This is a genomic window from Streptomyces sp. AC550_RSS872 (genome assembly GCF_019049285.1).
In the GTDB taxonomy this organism is placed as follows: domain Bacteria; phylum Actinomycetota; class Actinomycetes; order Streptomycetales; family Streptomycetaceae; genus Streptomyces.
In genome coordinates, this window is record NZ_JAGMUL010000023.1 from 37,538 (window position 1) to 56,664 (window position 19,127).

Sequence of the window (19,127 nt, forward strand, 5' to 3'; positions counted from 1 at the left end):
ATCGGATGTGCTGACCGGTCGTGCCTACTGGACGTGCTCACAGGTACGACATCATGCGCCGCGGTGCGTCCACCAGGCGGCTGACGACCATCACCGGCAGCGGAGGCTGCTCCGCCTTGGCCGGGCTGAGGTTCAGCCCGTAGTAGATCTGCTCGATCGACGGCGGTCCGACCGCGAGGTTGCGCCGGACGGCCTGCGACGGCGACTCCGCACCGGTGTTCACGAGGTAGGCGGCGACCATCGCGCCCGTACGGCCGACTCCCGCGCCGCAGTGCACGAACACCGGGCCTGAGGCCGAGGAGACGGTGCGCAGGAAGTCCTGCACCTGCTGGGGCGACGGGGTCTGACCGTCGCGGATCGGCATGCGTACGGCCTTCAGTCCGGCCTCGCCCGGCTCGGCCAGCTCGGCCGCGCTCAGGTTCTCGGCGCGCAGGTCGACCACGGTGGTGATGCCCATGCCCGCCAGCGCCCGGTATCCGGCGGGGGAGGGGGCGGAGCCGCGCCACAGGTGGCCGTCACGGTCCACCGGCTGGAAGTGGTTCACGCCCTGGACGGTGCGGGTACCGACGGGGACCGGGGTCTCCTGGCGGGCCAGGTACGACAGGCCCAGAATGCTGCCGGCGCCCACGGCCCACAGAACGAGGTAGCCGATGAGGATGCCCAGGAAGATCCGCAGGGCGCGCTGGGAGAGCGGGCGGCGGCGGAGGGCAGGGCGGGGCAGGGTTGCGGTGAGAACAGCCATGAGCGACCTGGGGGACTAGGGGACGAGGGCGCAGTTGGCAGAGTACCCCCGGCTTCGCGATCAATGGGCGGTTTGTCCGTTTTATGCGATGTATCTCACGTGCACCCCTCGGTCGTCCGTGGGGGGGCACTGGGGGTTGCTCAGTTGTCGTCCGCGTCCGCGTCCCCCACGGCGACCACCGTGAGATGGGCCCGCTCCAGGGTCGCGTCCTCCAGGCATCCGCGCAGACGCATCAGGTCGTGCTCGGTGAGAGCGGGCCGTACGACCCCGGCGAACATGCCGTCGCCCAGATCGCCCAGGGCCACGTGGCGCAGCGGAATGGCCGTGGAGTCCCGGCAGGCCGCCCAGATCTGCTGGGCGGCGAGCGTGCGCCGCGCGGCCGACAGGTCCGTGCCCCGCAGGTCGACCTGGACGACCACGGAGGTCGCCGCGCTGTCGTTGGCCTTCTCCTCCCGGGTCTGGGTGAGGTCGGCGAGCCCCACGACCAGCGCGGCGAGCAGGGCGGTGCAGAGGGCGGCGACGGTGGTCCGGCGTGCGGTACGGCCCCAGGAGGCTCCGGCGCCCAGCGGTGGCAGGTCGTCCAGGTCGTCCAGGGCGTCCAGGGCGCCCGGATCGGCCATATCGGACGGATCGGCCGGGCCGTCGGGGGTGGTGGCCGGGTCCGGTGCGGCGAGGACGGCCAGCCGCCCGGCCAGGTGCCGCTCGGCGGGCTTGGCCGTGGCCGACGCGACCTTCTGCACCACCCAGGCGAGCCCGGACAGCACCACCCCGGCGACCATCAGCACCGGCACGAAGACGTACGACCGCTCTGCCGGGTCCTCCAGCCAGCGGAACCGCGTCTCCTCGCGCGCCGCGGCCGGCTCCCGCAGCCGCGTCAGCACGTCCTCCGTACGGGCGTCCAGCTCCCGCTGCCGCCGGTCGGTGTCGCGCAGCCGCTCCTCGATCCGGCTCAGCCGCCCCAGCGTCACCAGGCCGAACAGCATCACCTCGACGATCAGCAGCAACACCCCGCAGATCATCGCCCGCTGCCACTGCCACCGGTACAGATAGACGATCAGATAGGTGCCCGCGCCGGTGGCGACCAGCGCTCCGAAGACGTACGCGATCCTTCTCATGACGCGTCCCCCAGTCGTACGTCACCGGCGGTCCCGTCGACGGTGAGCCGGGAGCCGGGCGGGAAGCGGTGTACGGCGTCCGTGGCGCCGACGACCGCGGGGAGCCCGAACTCCCTTGCCAGGACGGCCAGATGGGACAGTGGGCTGCCGGTCTGGGCGACAAGGCCGGTGAGGCCGGGCAGCAGCGGGGCGAGCGCGGGGTCCAGGGTGCGCACGACCAGCACGGCGTCCGCAGGCCGGGGGCCCGTGCCGTCCCATACGGTCCCGACGGCGCGGCCGGCGGACACGCCCCGCAGGCCTTCGCCCCGGCCGCCCGCGCCCTCGGCGACGACGACCTGACCGTCCGCGAGCCGGAACGCGTCCGGCAGCGGGGGCGACTCGGCCCGCGGCACGCGCGCGTGGAGGTCGCCGGGCACGGCGGCGCCGCCCAGCACGGCGACCAGCTCCGACCACCGCAACAGCCTGACGCGCTCCCTGGGGATTCCCAGCCGCCGTGCCGCCTCGTGAACGAGCCGCACTTGCAGCTCCTGCACCCAGCGGATGCGGATGCGGAGGGCCTCGCGGGGTGGGAGGGCGGTGAGGGAGGTATGGGGGGCGGGGGACGTACGGGAGTTCGTGGGGCGTGTGGTGGCAAGAGTGGAGATGCGGGAGCTTGTGGGGCGTGTGGTGGCGGTGGGACGGATGGTCGGCGGGTGAGTGGTGGGGTGGGCGGTGGGGTAGCCGGCGATGGTGGTGCTCGTGGCGGCATTCGGTCGTGCCGGGTCAGGGGCGGGCGGGCGGCTGCCGTTGACCTGGCCCGGTACGGACGCGTCCGGCGGCCGCCCCCGTCCGCGCAGGCTCGGGGCCGTGAGGGCGAGGATCACCGGGTCGGTGGCGGTCACCTGATCGTCGGGTACGCCCAGGGCGCGGGCCTCGGCCAGGGCGGTGAGGGCCGTGCCGGCCGCTGTGCGGCTTCTGGGCGGTTCGTCGAGGAGGGCGCCCGCGAGGGCCTCCTGGGCATGCAGGGAGACCAGGACCCGGCGGGTCCAGCGGAGCTCGGCGGCCAGGGTGGGGACGGAGAGCTCGGTGGGCGACGGGATCTCGGCGAGGTGGCGGTCCACGTCGGCGGCGAGGTCGGTCGCCAGCCCGGGCAGGCAGGAGGCGAGGCGGCCCACCCGCCAGGCCGCGCAGAGCCGACGCGCTCCGGGCGCCGGGTTCAGCAGGGCGAGCCAGCGGTGCCGGGGCGGGACGGTGCCGAGAAGACGCAGGTCGGCTGCGGCCCGCCCGCCCACTGTCGTGACCACCGGGACCGACTTCAGCAGCCGGCGCGGCGCGGTGCCCCCGATGTCGAGCGCGGTGGCGAGGCCGCGGGCCATCGGCGCCACCCACAGGTCCTCCTCCAGTGGCGCCAGCTGCTCCGGCAGCGTCTCCGCCACCGGACCCGGCCCGAGCAGCCGCGCCCCGCGCGCCGGTCGCGCCGCCATCGCGGTGATCGGGCGGCTCTGGAACAGCCACAGCCGACCGTCCGCGTCGAACCCGAACTCGACGTCCTGCGGCCCGCCGAACACCTGCCGGACCCGCCGCGCGAGCCGCGCCAGCCGGAACAGCTCGGCGCGCGTGAGCAGTGGGCCGCTCTCCGGGGACTCCGTCCACGCAGGGCGCGACGACTCGGTCCGCAAGAGGCGTCCGTGCCGGCTCAGCCAGTAGTCGGTGCCGGCCCGTGCGCCGCTGACCAGGCTGTCCGGCCCGCCGCGCACCGCGCTGACCAGGATCCGGTCGGCCCGCCCCGCCACCGGGTCGGCACCGAACATCACCCCGCCGACGCGCGCCGTGAGCATCGGCTGCACCAGCACCGCCATGGGCGCCGTGGTCCCGTCGGGCCGGTGTGCCGAGTCGAGGACGGTCTGTACGGCCGTACGGAAGCCCCGCCAGCCGCGGACGTCGAGCACCGAGGCGAACTGGCCCGCCAGGGACGACTCGGCCGTGTCCTCCTGCGGCGAGGAGGACCGCACGACGAGCGGGCGGGCGCCGCCGTCGGACAGCTCGTCCCAGGCGCGCCGCAGGGCGACCGTGTCGCCGCTGCCGCGGTCCGGGATCACGAACCCGGGCAGTACGGGCAGCCCGGCGCGGGCCGCGAGGGCGAGGTTCGCGGCCTTGGATCCGATCGATCGGGGGAGCGCGGTGCCGGACTGGTCCAGCGGGACGACTGCCGGGCCGGTTCCCTTGACCGGGCCGGATGCGTCGATCGGGCCGTATGCCTCGACAGAGCCGAGGACAGCGTCGCCCCGGTGCTCTTCCCCGTCGCGTGCACCTTCTCCGTGACGTTCGTCGAGCGTCGTCATCGAACACCCTCCAGGACCGGCCGCCAACAGGGGGGACGCGCTGGGGTGGCCCTGCGCCTGACGACGGAACGAAGGATGGGGGCGAGTCGCTACCGGCCCGTGCCCGGGTGCGATGACAGCACGCCTCCTGCTCCGATGATCCCACTCCTGTTCGCATCCATGTAGCCCAAAAGTCACTTTTCGGACATGCGGGAGAACAAATCCGAATGCGGCAGTATGCCGGGACGGGACGACTCGTCCACAGGCATCACTCACCCGGCGGCGGCAGCACCCCGCACAGCGCCTCCAGGGCCGCCCCGTACGCATGCTCCGAGGGCGTCGCGTAGCCCACGACGATGCCGTCGCGGACCGGCATGACCGACTCCGTGGCATCCGGGTGCCGGAACTCGGCGAGGCCGTCCAGGGCGATGCCCTGCCAGGTGGCCGCCTTGACCGTGGACCGCTCGGTGCCGGGCGGCAGCCGCAGCACCGCATGGAGTCCGGCGGCGACACCGGTGACCTCGATGTGCGGCGCGTGCGTGGCGAGGGCGGCCACGAGACGGTCGCGGCGACGGCGATAGCGCTGCCGCATACGCCGTACATGACGGTCGTACGCCCCGGAGACGATGAAGTCGGCGAGGCTCAGCTGGTCGAGGACGCTCGCCCACGCCTCACGCTCGCCCTTGGCCGCCAGCACGTCGTCGACGTACCGCTCCGGCAGCACCATCCACCCGAGCCGCACGGCCGGCGACAGGCTCTTGCTGACCGAGCCGATGAAGATCACCCGATCCGGATCGAGGCCCTGGAGGGCGCCGACGGGTTTGCGGTCGTAGCGGAACTCGCCGTCGTAGTCGTCCTCCAGCACCGCGCCTCCACGCGCGCGTGCCCAGTCGATCACGGCGGCGCGGCGCCCGGGGTGCAGCGGGCCGCCGGTCGGGAACTGGTGCGCGGGTGTGAGCAGCACGGCCCGCTCGCGTCCCAGCAGGTCACTGCGGGCGCCGTCCTCGTCGAGAGGGAGCGGCACGGTCCGTACGCCCGCCGCGGCGAGCAGTTCCCGGTGGAAGCCCAGCCCGTACGCCTCCACGGCCAGCGGGCCACGCAGCACGCCGCCGCCTGTGCTGCCGCCCGTGCCGCCGCCCTTGTCCTGGCCGAACAGCAGCCGCAGAGCGTGCGCGAAGCCGGAGCAGATCACGATCCGGCCCGGCTCGGTGCGCACACCACGCGCGCGTGCCAGGTACTCGGTGAGCGCCTCCCGCAACTCCACGCGGCCGGCGGGATCACCGGGCCCGAAGACCTCGTTCGGCGCCTGCTGGAGGGCCCGCCGGTAGGAGACCAGCCAGGCGGCGCGCGGGAACGCCGAGGCGTCCGGCGTGCCCTGCCGAAGGTCGTGCCGAGGTCCACGCGCGCGTGGCGACGCCCCGGCTGTCCTGCGAGGCGCCCGCTCGGCGCGGCGCAGGGGCTCGGCACGCTCGGCGACCCTCGTCCCGGAGCCCTGGCGCGCGGTGAGCCACCCCTCGGCGACCAGTTCCGCGTACGCGTCGGCCACGGTGTTGCGGGCGAGCCCGAGGTCGGCGGCGAGCGAGCGGTACGGCGGCAGCCGGGTGCCGGGCGCGAGCCGGCCCTCGCGCACGGCGTCCCGCAGTGCGCGGGTCAGAGCGGCCCGGCGCCCGCCCGGTCCGGAGGACCCGGACGCATCGGACAGATCCAGATGCAGGTCGCCGCCGATCCCCGCCGCGGAGTCAGCCCACGAATTGACCCACGATTTCGCCATGGAAATGCACCCTACAGTCGGTCTTTCCGGTCCGTAGGTTGATGCACATGACGACGAACACGATCGACACCAAGCGCGCCGAGTCCGCCAAGTCCGCCGAGTCCCTCGCCGAATCCATCAACGAGGCCGAGGCCGCCCGTACCCGCCTGGACTTCGCGAAGTCCGCCCCGAAGGTCTTCCGCGCCATCGTCGGCTTCGACGCGGCAGCCCGCGAGGGCCTGGACCCGGCGCTCGTCGAACTGATCCAGATCCGTGCCTCGCACCTCAACCACTGCGCCTACTGCCTCCACATGCACACCAACGACGCCCGCAAGGCCGGCGAGAGCGAGGGCCAGCTGCACATGGTCGCCGTCTGGCGCGAGGCCCGCCACTTCTTCACCGACAAGGAGCAGGCGGCCCTGGCCCTCACGGAGGCGGTGACCCTGGTGGCCGACGGCGGGGTCCCCGACGAGGTCTACGCCCGGGCCGCAGCTCATCTCGACGACCAGGAGCTGGCCCACGTACTGGCCCTGATCCTCACGATCAACACCTGGAACAGGGTGGCGTTGGCCACGGGGAAGGTGGCGGGGACGGACGAGCGGCGCTAGGCGAGGCGGAGGTGTCCCAGCGGTGCCGGTCCCGCCGGCCCGTCAGACGGTCATGGGCCGGTCGTACGGCGAGATCGGTGCCGGCAACCGTGAACTCCCCGTCAGATAGTGGTCGACGGCCGCCGCCACCGCCCGCCCCTCGGCGATGGCCCACACGATGAGCGACTGCCCTCGGGCGGCATCCCCTGCGGCGAAGACGCCGGGCGCGTTCGTCGCGAACCCGGCATCCCGTGTGATCGTGCCGCGCGGTTCCATCCCGATCCCCAACTGGTCGATCAGGCCGTCTCCCCGGTCCGGCCCGGAGAAGCCGAGGGCGAGCAGCACGAGGTCGGCCGGCAGCTCCCTCCCGGTGCCCGGCAGCGGGCGGCGCCGCGCGTCCACCTCGGTCAGGTGCAGCGACCGTACGTGCCCGTCGGCGTCACCCGTGAAACGGAGCGTGGACGCCGCGAACAGCCGCGCGTCCGCGTCCGCCGCAGGCGCCGTCTCCAGATCGCGCGCCTCCTCGTGCGCCGCCGACAGACGGTAGATCTTCGGGTACGTCGGCCAGGGCTCGGCGTCCTCGTCCCGCTCGGCGCCCGGCTGCGCGTAGATGTCCAGTTGGGTCACGGACGCCGCGCCCTCCCGTACGGCGGTGCCCAGACAGTCGGCCCCGGTGTCCCCGCCGCCGACGATGACGACATGCTTCCCGGCAGCGGACATGGGGGACGCCTCCAGATCCCCCTCGCACACCCGGTTCGCCAGCGGAAGGTACTCCATCGCCTGCTGGATGCCGCTCAACTCCCGCCCAGGAACGGGTAGTTCACGCCAGGCCGTGGCCCCGGTGGCGATCACGACCGCGTCGTAGCGCGAGCGCAGTTCGGCCGCCCCGATGTCCTGTCCGACCGCCGTCGACGTACGGAACTTGGTCCCCTCGGCGCGCATCTGCTCGATCCGGCGCTCCAGATGGTGCTTCTCCATCTTGAACTCGGGGATGCCGTACCGCATCAGTCCGCCGAGCCGGTCGTCCTTCTCGTACACGGCGACCGTGTGCCCTGCCCGGGTCAGCTGCTGCGCCGCGGCGAGCCCCGTGGGCCCCGACCCGATCACCGCGACCGTCCGCCCGGAGAGCCGGTCCGGCGGCCGCGGCTGCGCGAAGCCGTCCTCCCAGGCACGGTCGGCGATGGCACACTCGACGTTCTTGATGGTCACGGCGGGCTGATTGATCGCCAGCACACACCCCGCCTCGCAGGGCGCCGGACACAACCGCCCGGTGAACTCGGGGAAGTTGTTCGTCGCGTGCAGCCGGTCCGCCGCCGCCCGCCAGTCCTCCCGCGACACCAGGTCGTTCCACTCGGGGATCAGATTGCCCAGCGGACAGGCGTCGTGGCAGAACGGTATGCCGCAGTCCATACAGCGGTCCGCCTGCTTGCTGATGATGGGCAGCAACGCCCCGGGGACGTACACCTCGTCCCAGTCCCGGACCCGCTCCTCGACGGGCCGGCGCGGCCAGTCCTGGCGGCGGGTGGTCATGAAACCCTTGGGATCGGCCATGGCCGTCTTCCTCGCGTGCGCGTGTGACGTGCTGGAGCCGTGCGTCAGCGGGCCGCACTCTTGCGGCCACGATACGTCCCACCGGCCACCCGCGCAGAGCGGCGGACAGGTCAGCTGAGGGCCAGCACATACGACACCGCAGCGGCGGCCGAGGCGACCGTACGTATGTGGTTCCAGACCGTCCACTCGCTCACATACGTCGGCCAGTAGGCCGCCGCCTCCTGAGTGCCCGCCTCCAGCTCGGCCAGCGCCTCGTTGCGGGGCACGTTCGCCACCATGGTCACCCCGAACGAGCCGAACAGATACAGCGCGCTGCCCAGCAGCAGCTCCACCGTGCCCTCGTCCGGCCAGAGCACGAAGGTCACCACGGCGATCACCGCGCACAGCACCGCCGTCCCGATGAACACCAGCATGAACGCCGGCATCAACGCGGTCACATTGATCGCCTTCATCGCGGCGACACCCTGCGCGGGCGGCAGCGCGGCGAGCCCGCGCATCACGAAGGTCGAGAAGGCACAGAAGACCCCGGCCACGAGACCGGTCCCGACCACTCCGATCACGACCAGGACGAAGTACGGCCCATCGATCATGTCAACGTCAACTCCCGCATCCCGCCGAGCCCCTGCCCGGCCCCTTCCGTCACCACAAGTCAAACCCTGGACGAGAACGGCGACCATGGCCGAGCGGCGCCGACACATGTGCGAGCGTCCAGGGGCGATAGGCGATAGGCGATAGGCGATCAGGTGGTGGGTGATGGCCATGGGGCGAGGACCCCGCAGGGGCAGCCCGGGGCCGCCGACCGGCCGCCTTCTGCCCGCCTTCCGAACCACCGGCCGACCCCCGTCAGCCCACCCCCGTCAGCCCACCCCCGACACCTTTTCCCGCCACGTCCGCAACGTCGTCTCCACGGCCGCCGCGATCCGCCGCCGCGCCTCGTGTCGTGGCACGCCGCTCATCAGCAGCTGGTCGTACGGCGTGTCCATGTGCCGCACGGACGCCACGACCGCCGACGTCACCGCCCTCTCGGACAACGCCCGCCCCGCCGCACTGCGCCCCACCCGTCCGCTGCCCCGCACCGACGCATGCGCGGCGATCTCCCGCGCCCGCTCCGCCGGACACCCCGGGAACAGCCGGCGTATCTCCACCGCGAACGCCTCCGCGAACCGCACGTCCTCCCGTGCCCGCCGCCGTGCGTCCCGCACCCGGCGCCGCCGCCGGGCCTCCGCGTCCACCAGGCACCGCTGCTCCGCCCGGGTGAGCCCCGCCTCCTCCACGAGGACGCCCTGCCGCTCGTAACGGCCCCGGCGCCGGTTGAACCGCACGACCACCGCCGACAGCGCACTCTCCTCCCGCGACCGCCGCGTCAACGCCGTGTCGCCACGCGGCAGGAACACCAGATGCCCAAGGTCGGCACAGTCGAGACACCGCGGCGCACCGTCCTCCAGCACGAGCATCTGCAACGGTCCCGCATGGCACTCCGCGCAGTGCCGCCGCCGGAGGGGTTGAACGACGAGAAGGCCGGTACGGGGCGGGGGAGTTGCGAGAGGTGCCATAGGGGGTTCATTCCCCTCCGGACGGGTCTTGGGAACTACCCGGCGGGGACCGCAATGCCGTCTGACCAGGCCCGGGCGGGGATACGGCCGCGCGCTGGACGCACCCCGAACGTCACGCGATCCGGGGTGGCGCCTCCCTGTCGCATCATGGGGCGTGTGCGACTCGAAGCGATCACCTGGGAACGGCTCGGCGACCTGCTGGCCGAGCGCCTGCTCGACCTGAAGCCGGCCGACGGCGGCCCCTGGCCCCGCGTCGCCTTCGACGGCGCCCCGGCCGCCCGCCCGGGAGACCTCGCCGAGCGGGTCGGAGAGGCGCTGCGCATACGCGGCCGCCCCTCGCTCACCGTCGACACCCAGGGCTTCCTGCGCCCGGCCTCGGTCCGCCTGGAGTACGGCCACCGGGACGTGGAGGCCTACTACGACGGCTGGTTCGACACCGGCGCCCTGTGGCGCGAGGTCTTCGGCCCCCTCGAACCGGGCGGCGACGGCCGCGTGCTGCCGGACCTGTGGGACCCGGTCACCGACCGAGCCACCCGCAGCCCCTACGTCCAACTCCCGCCCGGCGGCGTCCTGTTGCTGCACGGCCCCCTCCTCCTGCGTCACTGGTTCCCCTTCGATCTGACCGTCCACGTCCTCCTCTCACCCGGCGCTCTACGCCGCCGTACCCCCGAGACCGAGCACTGGACCCTCCCCGCCTTCGAGCGCTACGACCACGAGACCGACCCGGCCGCCACGGCGGACGTCCTGGTGCGCGCCGACGACCCTCGGCACCCGGCGTGGAGCGGTTGATCCGTGATCCATCGAATCCCTGGGGACGAGACCCGAGTGATCATCCGTGTCGTCCCGCGGAAGATCGTGTGCTTGGCTGCCTGTTCGCCGCCCGTGGCCGGGGTCGTCCCGTCCGTGGCCGGTGGCCGGCACCGCTCGGTTCCGGGTGCGTCGGCCGGGTGGCGCGGCGAGAATGAAGGGCGCCGGGACTAGCGGTGCGTCCTGCGCCGCGCCGGCCGTCCGGCATCGGGAGGTACTTCATGACCACTGCCGGAGACATCATGCACCGTGGTGCCCAGTGGATCCCGGCCCACGAGACCCTGGACCGCGCCGCTCAGCTGATGCGCGAGCTGGGCGTCGGAGCCCTGCCCATCAGCGACGAGAACGAGCGGCTCTGCGGCATCCTCACCGACCGCGACATCGTCATCGGCTGCGTGGCCGTGGGCCACGACCCGAGCAAGGTCACCGCCGGCGAGATGGCCCAGGGCACCCCGCGCTGGATCGAGGCGAACGCCGACATCAGCGACGTGCTCCGGGAGATGAAGGAGCACCAGATCCGCCGGCTCCCCGTGATCGAGAACAAGCGTCTGGTCGGCATGATCAGCGAGGCCGATCTGGCACTGAACCTGAGGGAGAACGAGGTCGGTCAGTGGGCCGAGAGCGTCTACGCCAGGACCGGCGCGCCGACGACGCACTGACCCGGCGACCGGCTCTCACAGCTCACTCCTTTCACTCCTTCTGTCGTCCTCGTCCGGCTCACGTGCCGGGCGGGGGCGCCCCGATGTTCCCGCAGTCCGGGTCACAGCCATCCGTTGCGCCGGAAGCCGCGGTACAGCACCACACAGGCGACGGATATCACGCCCAGGACCAACGGATATCCGAACGTCCAGCGCAGCTCCGGCATGTGCTCGAAGTTCATTCCGTACACCCCGCACACCATCGTCGGCACGGCGATGATCGCGGCCCAGGCCGTGATCTTCCGCATGTCCTCGTTCTGCGAGACGGTCACCTGTGCCAGGTGCGCCTGAAGGATCGAGTTCAGCAGTTCGTCGAAGGCGAATATCTGCTCCTTGGCCCGCAGCAGATGGTCCGAGACGTCGCGGAAGTAGGCCTGTATCTCCGGCTCGACCACCCGGATCGGTGTCGAGGCCAGCTCCTCGAGGGGGCGGCTCAGCGGAACCACGGCCCGCTTCAGCTCCAGCAGTTCCCGCTTGAGCTGGTAGATCCGCCCCGGGTCGGCCCGCGCGCCGTTCTCCGCGAACACGTCCGTCTCGACCTCGTCGATGTCCTCCTGGACCGAGTCGATGACGTTCAGATAGTCGTCGACGACATGGTCCGCGATGGCGTGCAGCACCGCCGCGGGCCCCTTGGAGAGCTGCTGGGGGCTCGACTCCAGCTCCTCACGCAACGGGCCCAGCGAGCCGTGCCGTCCATGCCGCACGGTGATCACGAAGTCCTGGCCGACGAACACCATGATCTCGCCGGTGTTCACGACCTCGCTGGTCGCCGTGAGTTCCTCGTGCTCGACGTAGCAGACAGTCTTGAACACCGAGAACAGTGTCTGGTCGTAGCGCTCCAGCTTCGGTCGCTGATGCGCTTCGACCGCGTCCTCGACCGCCAACGGATGCAGGGCGAACAACTCCGCGATGCCCGCGAACTCCTGGTCCGTGGGCTCATGGAGGCCGAGCCAGACGAATCCGGCACCGCGCTTGCGTACCCGCTGGACGACGTCGACCAGATCACCGCTCTCCGGGACCCGCACGCCGTCCCGGTAGGTCACGCAGTTCACCACCGAGGAGCCCAGTGGGGACCGGGCGGGATGGCTGAGGTCGACGCGGGGGCGCCGTCGAGCCAGCCGTGCCACCTTGCGGAGGCCGCCGACCCTGTCGAGGCCGGTGACCTTCCGCAGATTCCCTGCCATGGACATCTGGATCTCCTTGCGTGGATCTCCCCTTGACGCTCGGCTCACCTCCGGGGTGCTTCAGTCCCTTCGGCTCGCTCACCGTGCGTCGCTTCCTGTGCCGTGGTCCGCAAGTTTGCCAGCTGGGCGTGAGACGCGGGTAAGCCTGTGGGAGCAGGAGGTTCCGCTTGGTTCCCGGCTGTGGACAAAGGGGCCGCGCGCGCATCGTGGTACGAGCGGGCGCCCGTACGAGTTTCAGGGCCGCCCCGCCGAGCGTCGCCCCGTCCGGACGAGCCGGGCAACTGGGAGGATCGCATCATGACGCGAACCCACGGCTATCTCCTCGACAACCGGCAGGCCGAGGCGGGCGAGCGCTTCGACGCCTTCGCCGCTCTCTTCGACCCCACGACCTTCAGGCATCTCGAACGGCTCGGCGTCGGACCCGGCTGGCGCTGCTGGGAGGTCGGCGCCGGCGGCACCTCGGTGGTGTCCTGGCTGGCCAAGAGAGTCGGCCCGACGGGGCGGGTCGTCGCGACCGACATCGACACCTCGCTGCTCACCCCGGCCGGCCGCCCGCCGGTCGAGGTCCTCGTCCACGACGTGGCCGCCGACGAGCCGCCGGGGGAGGGGTTCGACCTGGTGCACGCCCGGCTGGTACTCGTCCATGTGCCGGACCGCGAACGGGCGTTGCGGTCGATGATCGAGGCCCTGCGCCCCGGCGGCCGACTCCTGATCGAGGACGCAGACCCCGCTCTCCAGCCCCTGCTCTGCCCGGACGAGTACGGCCCCGAGCAGCAGCTCGCGAACCGTCTCCGCCACGGCTTCCGCAAACTGCTCGCCGACCGCGGCGCCGATCTCTCCTACGGCCGCAGACTCCCGCGCCTGCTGCGTGAGGCAGGCCTGCACCGGGTGGAGGCCGACGCGTACTTCCCGCTCACCTCGCCCGCCTGCGCCGCCCTGGAGTCCGCCACCGTCCGCCAGATCCGCGATCAGCTCGTCACCGAGGGCATCGCCACCGACCAGGAGATCGACCGCCACCTCGCCAACGTCTCCGCCGGCGACATGGACCTGGCCACCGCTCCGATGATCTCGGCGTGGGGCCGCAAGGCACCGGAGGAGAGCGGAAGCTGACGTCGCTTCAGCCGACACCGCGCCGCGGCCCGGCGCTGTCCCTCCCCTGCCGCCGCCGTTACTCGGGTGCGGGCGGCCTTCCACCCACCCGTGCCACCGCCAGCGCACCTGCCCGGCACCCCTCCCGCGCCGCGTCCTCGGGCCGGGCGCCCATGAGCAGGGCCGCGAGAAAGGCCCCGCTGAAGGCGTCACCCGCCCCGGTCGTGTCCCTCAGCGCCGTCGGTACGGCGGGGACATGGGCGCGCACCGTGCCCGACCGGGCCACCAGAGCACCGTCGGCCCCCTGCTTGGCGACCACCAGCGGGACATGGCGGCTCAACTTGGCCGCAGCGTCCGCCGCATCGGGCAACCCCGTCAGCAGGCGCGCCTCGTCACGGCTCGGCAGCAGGACGTCCAAGCCCTCCACCAACGCCAGGAATCTCTCCACGCCCAGCTCCACCAGGAAGCCCGCCGACGCCGGATCCATGCTCACCGGCACGCCACGCGCGCGTGCGGACGCGAGAGCCCGCGCCACCAGGGCCCGGCTCGGCTCGGAGAACAACAGATAGCCCGACAGATGCAGCCATACGACGCCGTCGAGCAACGCGTCCGACCAGTCGCCGGGGTCCAGCCGCACGGCCGCCCCGCTGTCGGTGAGGAACGTCCGCTCGGCGGCGGCACCCGTGTCGACCAGGCAGATCACCGTCCCGGTCGGCGCCTGCGGATCGACGACGAGAAGGGGCTCCACTCCGCTCGCGGTCAGCTCCCGCTCGTGCCACGCGGCGGCGTCCGCTCCCACGCGCCCCAGCAGCCGCACTCCCGCAGCGCCCCAACGTGCCGCCCAGCAGGCCACGTTGGCGCCCGCGCCACCCGGCACCGTCCGGATGGCCGCCGCCGTGTCCGTACCCGAGGCGAGCGGACCCCGGTGGCGGGCGATGACGTCCGTGACCACGTCCCCGACGACCAGCAGCGCGCCGTCGCGCCCGACGGCCGGGGTCGGCCCGACAGCGGGGGCGGGCAGGAGGGTCGGGGTGGGCCGGGCGGCCGGGGTGGGCCCGTCCCCCTCCGCGCCGCGCCCCACCCTGTTCCCCGGCTCGTTCACGCCCCGGCCCAGGCTGCCGCGATCCGCCCCGCCAGCCGTACGTTGCCGCGCACCGCCGCGAGATTGGCGCTCAGCGAGGCGCCGTCCGTGTGCCGCACCAAGTAGTCCAGCAGGAACGGTGTGACGGCCTGACCGGTGATCCGATGCTCCTCGCACGCGTTCAGCGCGTCGGCGAGCACACGCGCGTGCAACTCGGGATCCAGCTGTTCCTCCTCCGGCACCGGATTGGCGACGATCAGTGCCGACTCCGGCCCGTCGAGCGCGTCCTGGGCGCGCATCACCCCGGCCACCTCCTCCGGCGACCGCAGCGTCCAGTCCACCGGGTGTCCGGAGTCGGAGAGGTAGAAGCCGGGGAAGCGTTCCGTGCGATAGCCGGCCACGGCGACGCCCAGCGTCTCCAGCCGCTGGAGGGTCGCCGGGACATCCAGGATCGACTTGACGCCTGCGCACACCACCGTGATCCTTGTGCGCGCCAGCAGCCCCAGGTCGGCCGACTCGTCCTGCGTCACCGTCCACTCGCGGTGCACCCCGCCGAGCCCGCCCGTCGCGAACACCCGTACGCCTCCGAGGCTCGCCAGCAATGCCGTCGCCGACACCGTGGTCGCCCCGCTCGCCCCGGAGGCCACCGCGAGCGGCAGATCCCGGTGTCCCAGCTTGCGGATCCCGTCCTCGTTCGCGATCCGCTCCAGCTGCTCCTTGTCCAGTCCGACATGGGGCCGCCCGTCCAGCACGGCGATCGTCGCCGGAACGGCACCCTCCCGCCGTACGACATCCTCCAGCTCCAGCGCCACCTGGAGATTGCGCGGGCGCGGCAGCCCGTGCGCGATGATCGTGGACTCCAGGGCCACCACGGGTCGACGCGCGTCGATCGCCTCCCGCACCTCTTCCGACACCACCAGCACCACGCGCCTGCCTCCTGTCGCTCGGTCTTCCCTCATCTCTGGCGGGCGGCGCACCGGGTCAAACCCTTGCGGCCTGTGGGAGAGGACACCAGCCTTGAACGCATGACCGACAACTCGACCCGTCTCGACCATGTGGTCCTCTGGGTGAGCGACCCTGCCGCATCGGCCGCCTTCTACCAGGAGACACTCGGCCTGGCGCCCGTCAGGATCACCGAGTTCATCGCGGGCGAGGCGCCGTGCCCCTCGGTCCGCGTCAACGACGAGACCATCCTCGACCTCATGCCCATGACCATGGCGGAGCGCATGAAAACGCTCCCCGGTGCCGCCGAGAGCGCGGGACACCCGGTCAACCACGTCTGTCTGTCCCTGCCGGAGGCGGACTTCCACGGGCTGCGCACCCACCTGGAGGAGCAGGACGTCCCCGTCTCGGACTACTCGTACGACTCCTTCGGCGCCCGCGGCAAGGCCAGGCGCAGCTTCTACTTCCGTGACCCCGACGGCAACGTCTTCGAGGCCCGGCACTACGGCTAGGCCTGTCCGGCGGATCATGCCGGTGTCGCGCGCCCGGAGATGGCCACGCGTGTGTGGCCCCTCCTGTCTGCCGACGGCGTCAGACCGGCCGTACGCCGTCCAGCGCCCCATGCGGATCCAGCCCGTACGTGCGGCTGGCGCCCTGGTCGAACTCGGCGGCACGCGGTCCGGCCTGGCGCGGGACGTCAGTCGCCCATCGGAAGGCCTTTCGCCCGTCTGCGCAGCGTGAACAGCGCCAGCCCCGCCAACGGGACCAGCAGGCATGCGGCGGTGAAGTTCAGCCAGGCATAGCTCGCCTGGGCGACCACGAGCCCGGCGACCGCTCCGCCGATGCCCGCGGACGCGTTCATGACCAGGTCCGACAGCCCTTGCGCGGCGGCCCTCGCCGGCTGCGGTACGGAGTCCGTGAGCAGCGCGGAACCGGACACGAGCCCCGCCGACCAGCCGAGCCCCAGGATGAAGAGTCCCACGGCCGTCTGCCCATGACTGCCGCCCGCCGTACCGGCGACGAAGACCGCGCACGCCAGCAGCCCGACGGCGAGCCCGATCCCGGACAGCCGCCCCAGCCGGTCCGACAACCGCCCCATGAGCGGCGCGAACGCGTACATGCCGGCGATGTGCCCGCTGATGACCAGCCCGATCAGATCGATACCCGCGCCGTGGTGCGCGAGGTCGACCGGGGTCATCGACATCACCGAGACCATCGCCGTGTGCGCCACGGCGACGGTCACCACCGCGAGCCGCGCCCGTGGGGAGGCGGCCACCGCGGTCACCCCGGCGCGCAGCGAACGGGCCGCCGGCGACTGCTCCTCGGCCGGTGCCAGCGCACGCGCCGTCAGCAGCGGGTCCGGCCGCAGCAGCAAGGCCACCACGACCGCCGATATCAGGAAGATCCCGGATGCCCACAGAAACGGACCCGCGGCGGTGGGTATCCCGAGGCCGGTGACACTGCGACCGGCGGGTGCGGCGATGTTCGGGCCGAGGACAGCGCCGATGGTGGTCGCCCACACGACGAGCGAGATGGCCCGGGCCCGCCGTTCCGGCTCGGCCAGATCCGCGGCCGCGAACCGGGCCTGGAGATTCGCCGCCGACGCCGCACCGAACGCGGCCATCCCGCACAACAGCAGCGGAAAGCTCCCGACGCTCGCCGCGACCACCGTGACACCGGCACCCACGGCCCCGATCAGATAGGCCAGGACGAGCCCGGGCCGACGGCCCCTCGCGGTCATCAGCGCGGCCAGCGGCATCGACAGCACCGCCGTACCGGCGACCGTCGCGGTGGGCGCAAGGCCGGACAGCGACTCGGTACCGCTGACCTCCTTGGCCAGGACGGCCGCGAGCGCTATGCCGGTGGCGACGCCCAGACCGCCCAGGATCTGCGTCGTGATCAGCACGGCCGAGATACGGCGCCGCAGGGCCGGCAACCGGTCGGGCGTGACGGACACGGCAGCCTGCCGCTCCACGGCGGTCATGACACCGGACCGGCTGCGTACAGGTGGGTGAAAAGTGTCATCACAGGCGCAGTCTCCCCCTCATCTCCCGCCCGCCCAACCCCAGGAGGGGCCAGGCCCCCTTCAGAACAGCGGCTCCGGCAGGACTCCCTCCAGCGCGAGCAGCTTCCGCTTGGTCTCCAGTCCGCCCCCGAACCCTCCGATGCCGCCGTCGCTCTCCACGACCCGGTGACAGGGCACGACGACCGGAAGCGGATTGGCACCCATCGCCATCCCGACCGCCTGGGCCGCGCCCGGCTGCCCGACCCGCCCGGCCAGATCGCCGTACCCGACGACCGTGCCGTACGGGACTCCGGACGCCAGTTCGCGCAGCACCTGCCGGTTGAAGCCGGAGATCAGGGACCAGTCCAGCGGCAGCTCGAAGTCATGGCGCGCACCCGCGAAGTACTGCTCCATCTGACCTATCGCCTCGGCCAGCAGCGGAGAGCCGGGCGACTCGACCGGCTCGGCGCCCAGCCGCGACGCCAGCCGGCCGAGTGCCGCCTCGCGCACCTGCTCCGTGGCATGGAACACGACGCTGACCAGGCCCTCGCGGGTCGCGGCCAGCATCAGCGGACCGATGTCGGTACCGACGACTGCCCAGACGACCTGCTGCTCGTACTGTCCATGGCTGTCCATGCGCCCACCGTACGACCCACCACTGACAACTTCCCCGTCGCCGCGGACCGGGCGCCCCCGCCGGGGCCGCCCTCACTTCTCGGGCAGGGCGTCCCGCACCACGTCGGGGTTGTTGGTGATGATGCCGTCGACGCCGTACCCCGCGACCAGCCGGGCGGTGTCCGCGTCGTTCACGGTCCAGGTGAAGACCTCCATCGGCCTGCCGTGCGGTCCGTCGAACTCATGGACGGTGGCGACGTAGTCCGAGGAGATGGAGCTGTGCGAGGGGTTGATCTGGTCGGCGAAGTCCGCGTAGTCCGCCAGGTCCGATGTGGGCGGCGTACCGAGGAAACCGGTCTTCACGCTCGGCTTCAGCTCGTGGACGGTGCGCACGCTGTCGGCGCTGAAGCTCTGCACGATCAGCCGGCCCGCCAGGTGGTCCGCGTCGAGCCAGCCCTCGTTGGCCAGGGCCTTGAGGGTCTGCCCCTCGATGCCCGGGTACAGGTCGGGGTTCTTGATCTCCAGGAGCAGCTTCTGGTGGTGCAGCTCCAAACGGTCCATGAACTGCTCCAGCGTCGGCACGCGCGCGCCCGCGTAAGCGGGGCTGAACCAACTGCCCGCGTCCAGGCGCGCGATCTCGTCGGCGGTGAAGTCCTTCACCTTCCAGGGCGCCCTGCCCGGGAAGACCTCCTCCACGTCGGTCGTGCGCTTCAGGTTGTCGTCGTGAAGGACGACGAGCTCGCCGTCCTTGGTGCGCTGCACGTCGTTCTCGACCCAGCCGATGCCCAGTTCGGCGGCCTTGTCGACGGCGGCCAGGGTGTTCTCGGGGGCATAGGCGGAGGCCCCTCGGTGGGCGATCACCGTAGGCCGCTCGGCGCCGGCCCGGGCCTGGGAGGCGGGAAGCAGAAGAGCGGCAGTTCCCAGGAGCGCGGTCGTCGTGGCGGCTACAGCGCGCGCATGCATGCGTACTCCTCGTGTCGAACGATCACGAACAGCACCACTGTGACAGCAGAGAGTCAACGGCGGGGGAGTACAGAATGGCCACAGATTGAATGGAGTTACCCGGGCCCGCTCACTCGTGCCGCACAAGTGGGGCAAGGCCGTGTTT

At 72.2% G+C, this 19,127-nt stretch carries 18 protein-coding genes; 5 read left to right on the forward strand and 13 right to left on the reverse strand.

Annotated elements, in window-relative coordinates; translation table 11 throughout:
* Window positions 1-37: 37 nt before the first annotated feature.
* The 4 genes from KUM44_RS10725 to KUM44_RS10740 all read right to left on the reverse strand — a co-directional run bounded on the left by KUM44_RS10725 (window position 38) and on the right by KUM44_RS10740 (window position 5,928).
* Entirely contained in the window at window positions 38-742 is a 705-nt protein-coding gene (locus KUM44_RS10725; RefSeq protein WP_217207574.1) for a dual specificity protein phosphatase family protein, read from the reverse strand.
* Window positions 743-882: 140 nt separating this feature from the next.
* Window positions 883-1,857, reverse strand: a complete 975-nt coding sequence (locus KUM44_RS10730; RefSeq protein WP_217207575.1) for a hypothetical protein — start codon at window positions 1,855-1,857, stop codon at window positions 883-885.
* Entirely contained in the window at window positions 1,854-4,178 is a 2,325-nt protein-coding gene (locus tag KUM44_RS10735) for a PEP/pyruvate-binding domain-containing protein (RefSeq protein ID WP_217207576.1), read from the reverse strand. Before KUM44_RS10735 ends, KUM44_RS10730 begins: the two co-directional genes overlap by 4 nt.
* A gap of 247 nt (window positions 4,179-4,425) precedes the next feature.
* Window positions 4,426-5,928 carry a PLP-dependent aminotransferase family protein gene (locus KUM44_RS10740; RefSeq protein ID WP_217207577.1) on the reverse strand — a complete coding sequence of 501 codons (1,503 nt, stop codon included), beginning with the start codon at window positions 5,926-5,928 and terminating at the stop codon, window positions 4,426-4,428.
* Between the two features lie 47 nt (window positions 5,929-5,975).
* Between KUM44_RS10740 and KUM44_RS10745 the strand changes: the two genes are divergently transcribed.
* Window positions 5,976-6,515, forward strand: coding sequence for a carboxymuconolactone decarboxylase family protein (locus KUM44_RS10745; protein ID WP_254389348.1), 540 nt, complete (start codon window positions 5,976-5,978; stop codon window positions 6,513-6,515).
* Between the two features lie 42 nt (window positions 6,516-6,557).
* On the opposite strand, the gene KUM44_RS10750 is transcribed toward KUM44_RS10745, so the two are convergent.
* The 3 genes from KUM44_RS10750 to KUM44_RS10760 all read right to left on the reverse strand — a co-directional run bounded on the left by KUM44_RS10750 (window position 6,558) and on the right by KUM44_RS10760 (window position 9,598).
* Entirely contained in the window at window positions 6,558-8,045 is a 1,488-nt protein-coding gene (locus tag KUM44_RS10750) for a glutamate synthase subunit beta (protein WP_217207578.1), read from the reverse strand.
* Window positions 8,046-8,155: 110 nt separating this feature from the next.
* Window positions 8,156-8,635: a DUF1772 domain-containing protein gene (locus KUM44_RS10755; RefSeq protein ID WP_217207579.1), complete on the reverse strand. Its 480-nt coding sequence runs from the start codon at window positions 8,633-8,635 to the stop codon at window positions 8,156-8,158.
* Between the two features lie 267 nt (window positions 8,636-8,902).
* Window positions 8,903-9,598 (reverse strand): DUF2293 domain-containing protein, encoded by a 696-nt coding sequence (locus KUM44_RS10760; protein ID WP_217207580.1) that lies wholly within the window; start codon window positions 9,596-9,598, stop codon window positions 8,903-8,905.
* Window positions 9,599-9,745: 147 nt separating this feature from the next.
* Here KUM44_RS10760 and KUM44_RS10765 point away from each other — a divergent pair, with 147 nt between their 5' ends.
* Window positions 9,746-10,387 (forward strand): uridine kinase, encoded by a 642-nt coding sequence (locus KUM44_RS10765; RefSeq protein ID WP_217207581.1) that lies wholly within the window; start codon window positions 9,746-9,748, stop codon window positions 10,385-10,387.
* A 239-nt stretch (window positions 10,388-10,626) separates the two neighbouring features.
* Entirely contained in the window at window positions 10,627-11,064 is a 438-nt protein-coding gene (locus tag KUM44_RS10770) for a CBS domain-containing protein (protein ID WP_217207582.1), read from the forward strand.
* Between the two features lie 101 nt (window positions 11,065-11,165).
* On the opposite strand, the gene corA is transcribed toward KUM44_RS10770, so the two are convergent.
* Window positions 11,166-12,293, reverse strand: a complete 1,128-nt coding sequence (corA, locus tag KUM44_RS10775; protein ID WP_217207583.1) for a magnesium/cobalt transporter CorA — start codon at window positions 12,291-12,293, stop codon at window positions 11,166-11,168.
* A 291-nt stretch (window positions 12,294-12,584) separates the two neighbouring features.
* On the opposite strand from corA, the gene KUM44_RS10780 reads away from it, so the two are divergent.
* A complete protein-coding gene (locus KUM44_RS10780) occupies window positions 12,585-13,397 on the forward strand; it encodes a methyltransferase domain-containing protein (RefSeq protein ID WP_217207584.1) in 813 nt (270 codons plus the stop codon).
* 58 nt (window positions 13,398-13,455) lie between these two features.
* Here KUM44_RS10780 and KUM44_RS10785 read toward each other — a convergent pair whose 3' ends face one another.
* Both KUM44_RS10785 and KUM44_RS10790 read right to left on the reverse strand, forming a co-directional pair.
* Window positions 13,456-14,397, reverse strand: coding sequence for a carbohydrate kinase family protein (locus KUM44_RS10785; protein WP_254389360.1), 942 nt, complete (start codon window positions 14,395-14,397; stop codon window positions 13,456-13,458).
* 77 nt (window positions 14,398-14,474) lie between these two features.
* Window positions 14,475-15,383, reverse strand: coding sequence for a pseudouridine-5'-phosphate glycosidase (locus tag KUM44_RS10790; RefSeq protein ID WP_217207585.1), 909 nt, complete (start codon window positions 15,381-15,383; stop codon window positions 14,475-14,477).
* 99 nt (window positions 15,384-15,482) lie between these two features.
* Here KUM44_RS10790 and KUM44_RS10795 point away from each other — a divergent pair, with 99 nt between their 5' ends.
* On the forward strand, window positions 15,483-15,911 hold the full coding sequence (locus KUM44_RS10795; RefSeq protein WP_217207586.1) for a VOC family protein: 429 nt from the start codon (window positions 15,483-15,485) through the stop codon (window positions 15,909-15,911).
* Between the two features lie 185 nt (window positions 15,912-16,096).
* Here the strand turns inward: KUM44_RS10795 and KUM44_RS10800 are convergent, their stop codons facing one another.
* The 3 genes from KUM44_RS10800 to KUM44_RS10810 all read right to left on the reverse strand — a co-directional run bounded on the left by KUM44_RS10800 (window position 16,097) and on the right by KUM44_RS10810 (window position 18,982).
* A complete protein-coding gene (locus KUM44_RS10800; RefSeq protein WP_217207587.1) occupies window positions 16,097-17,383 on the reverse strand; it encodes an MFS transporter in 1,287 nt (428 codons plus the stop codon).
* Between the two features lie 102 nt (window positions 17,384-17,485).
* Window positions 17,486-18,040 carry a methylated-DNA--[protein]-cysteine S-methyltransferase gene (locus KUM44_RS10805; RefSeq protein ID WP_217207588.1) on the reverse strand — a complete coding sequence of 185 codons (555 nt, stop codon included), beginning with the start codon at window positions 18,038-18,040 and terminating at the stop codon, window positions 17,486-17,488.
* Window positions 18,041-18,112: 72 nt separating this feature from the next.
* A complete protein-coding gene (locus tag KUM44_RS10810; RefSeq protein ID WP_217207589.1) occupies window positions 18,113-18,982 on the reverse strand; it encodes a glycerophosphodiester phosphodiesterase family protein in 870 nt (289 codons plus the stop codon).
* Between the last annotated feature and the right edge of the window lie 145 nt (window positions 18,983-19,127).

Bases quoted from the DNA above. Each gene is read 5' to 3' on its own strand.
- KUM44_RS10725 (WP_217207574.1), bottom strand. From the start codon at position 742: ATGGCTGTTCTCACCGCAACCCTGCCCCGCCCTGCCCTCCGCCGCCGC.
- KUM44_RS10730 (WP_217207575.1), bottom strand. From the start codon at position 1,857: ATGAGAAGGATCGCGTACGTCTTCGGAGCGCTGGTCGCCACCGGCGCG.
- KUM44_RS10735 (WP_217207576.1), bottom strand. From the start codon at position 4,178: ATGACGACGCTCGACGAACGTCACGGAGAAGGTGCACGCGACGGGGAA.
- KUM44_RS10740 (WP_217207577.1), bottom strand. From the start codon at position 5,928: ATGGCGAAATCGTGGGTCAATTCGTGGGCTGACTCCGCGGCGGGGATC.
- KUM44_RS10745 (WP_254389348.1), top strand. From the start codon at position 5,976: ATGACGACGAACACGATCGACACCAAGCGCGCCGAGTCCGCCAAGTCC.
- KUM44_RS10750 (WP_217207578.1), bottom strand. From the start codon at position 8,045: ATGGCCGATCCCAAGGGTTTCATGACCACCCGCCGCCAGGACTGGCCG.
- KUM44_RS10755 (WP_217207579.1), bottom strand. From the start codon at position 8,635: ATGATCGATGGGCCGTACTTCGTCCTGGTCGTGATCGGAGTGGTCGGG.
- KUM44_RS10760 (WP_217207580.1), bottom strand. From the start codon at position 9,598: ATGGCACCTCTCGCAACTCCCCCGCCCCGTACCGGCCTTCTCGTCGTT.
- KUM44_RS10765 (WP_217207581.1), top strand. From the start codon at position 9,746: ATGGGGCGTGTGCGACTCGAAGCGATCACCTGGGAACGGCTCGGCGAC.
- KUM44_RS10770 (WP_217207582.1), top strand. From the start codon at position 10,627: ATGACCACTGCCGGAGACATCATGCACCGTGGTGCCCAGTGGATCCCG.
- corA (WP_217207583.1), bottom strand. From the start codon at position 12,293: ATGTCCATGGCAGGGAATCTGCGGAAGGTCACCGGCCTCGACAGGGTC.
- KUM44_RS10780 (WP_217207584.1), top strand. From the start codon at position 12,585: ATGACGCGAACCCACGGCTATCTCCTCGACAACCGGCAGGCCGAGGCG.
- KUM44_RS10795 (WP_217207586.1), top strand. From the start codon at position 15,483: ATGACCGACAACTCGACCCGTCTCGACCATGTGGTCCTCTGGGTGAGC.
- KUM44_RS10800 (WP_217207587.1), bottom strand. From the start codon at position 17,383: ATGACCGCCGTGGAGCGGCAGGCTGCCGTGTCCGTCACGCCCGACCGG.
- KUM44_RS10805 (WP_217207588.1), bottom strand. From the start codon at position 18,040: ATGGACAGCCATGGACAGTACGAGCAGCAGGTCGTCTGGGCAGTCGTC.
- KUM44_RS10810 (WP_217207589.1), bottom strand. From the start codon at position 18,982: ATGCATGCGCGCGCTGTAGCCGCCACGACGACCGCGCTCCTGGGAACT.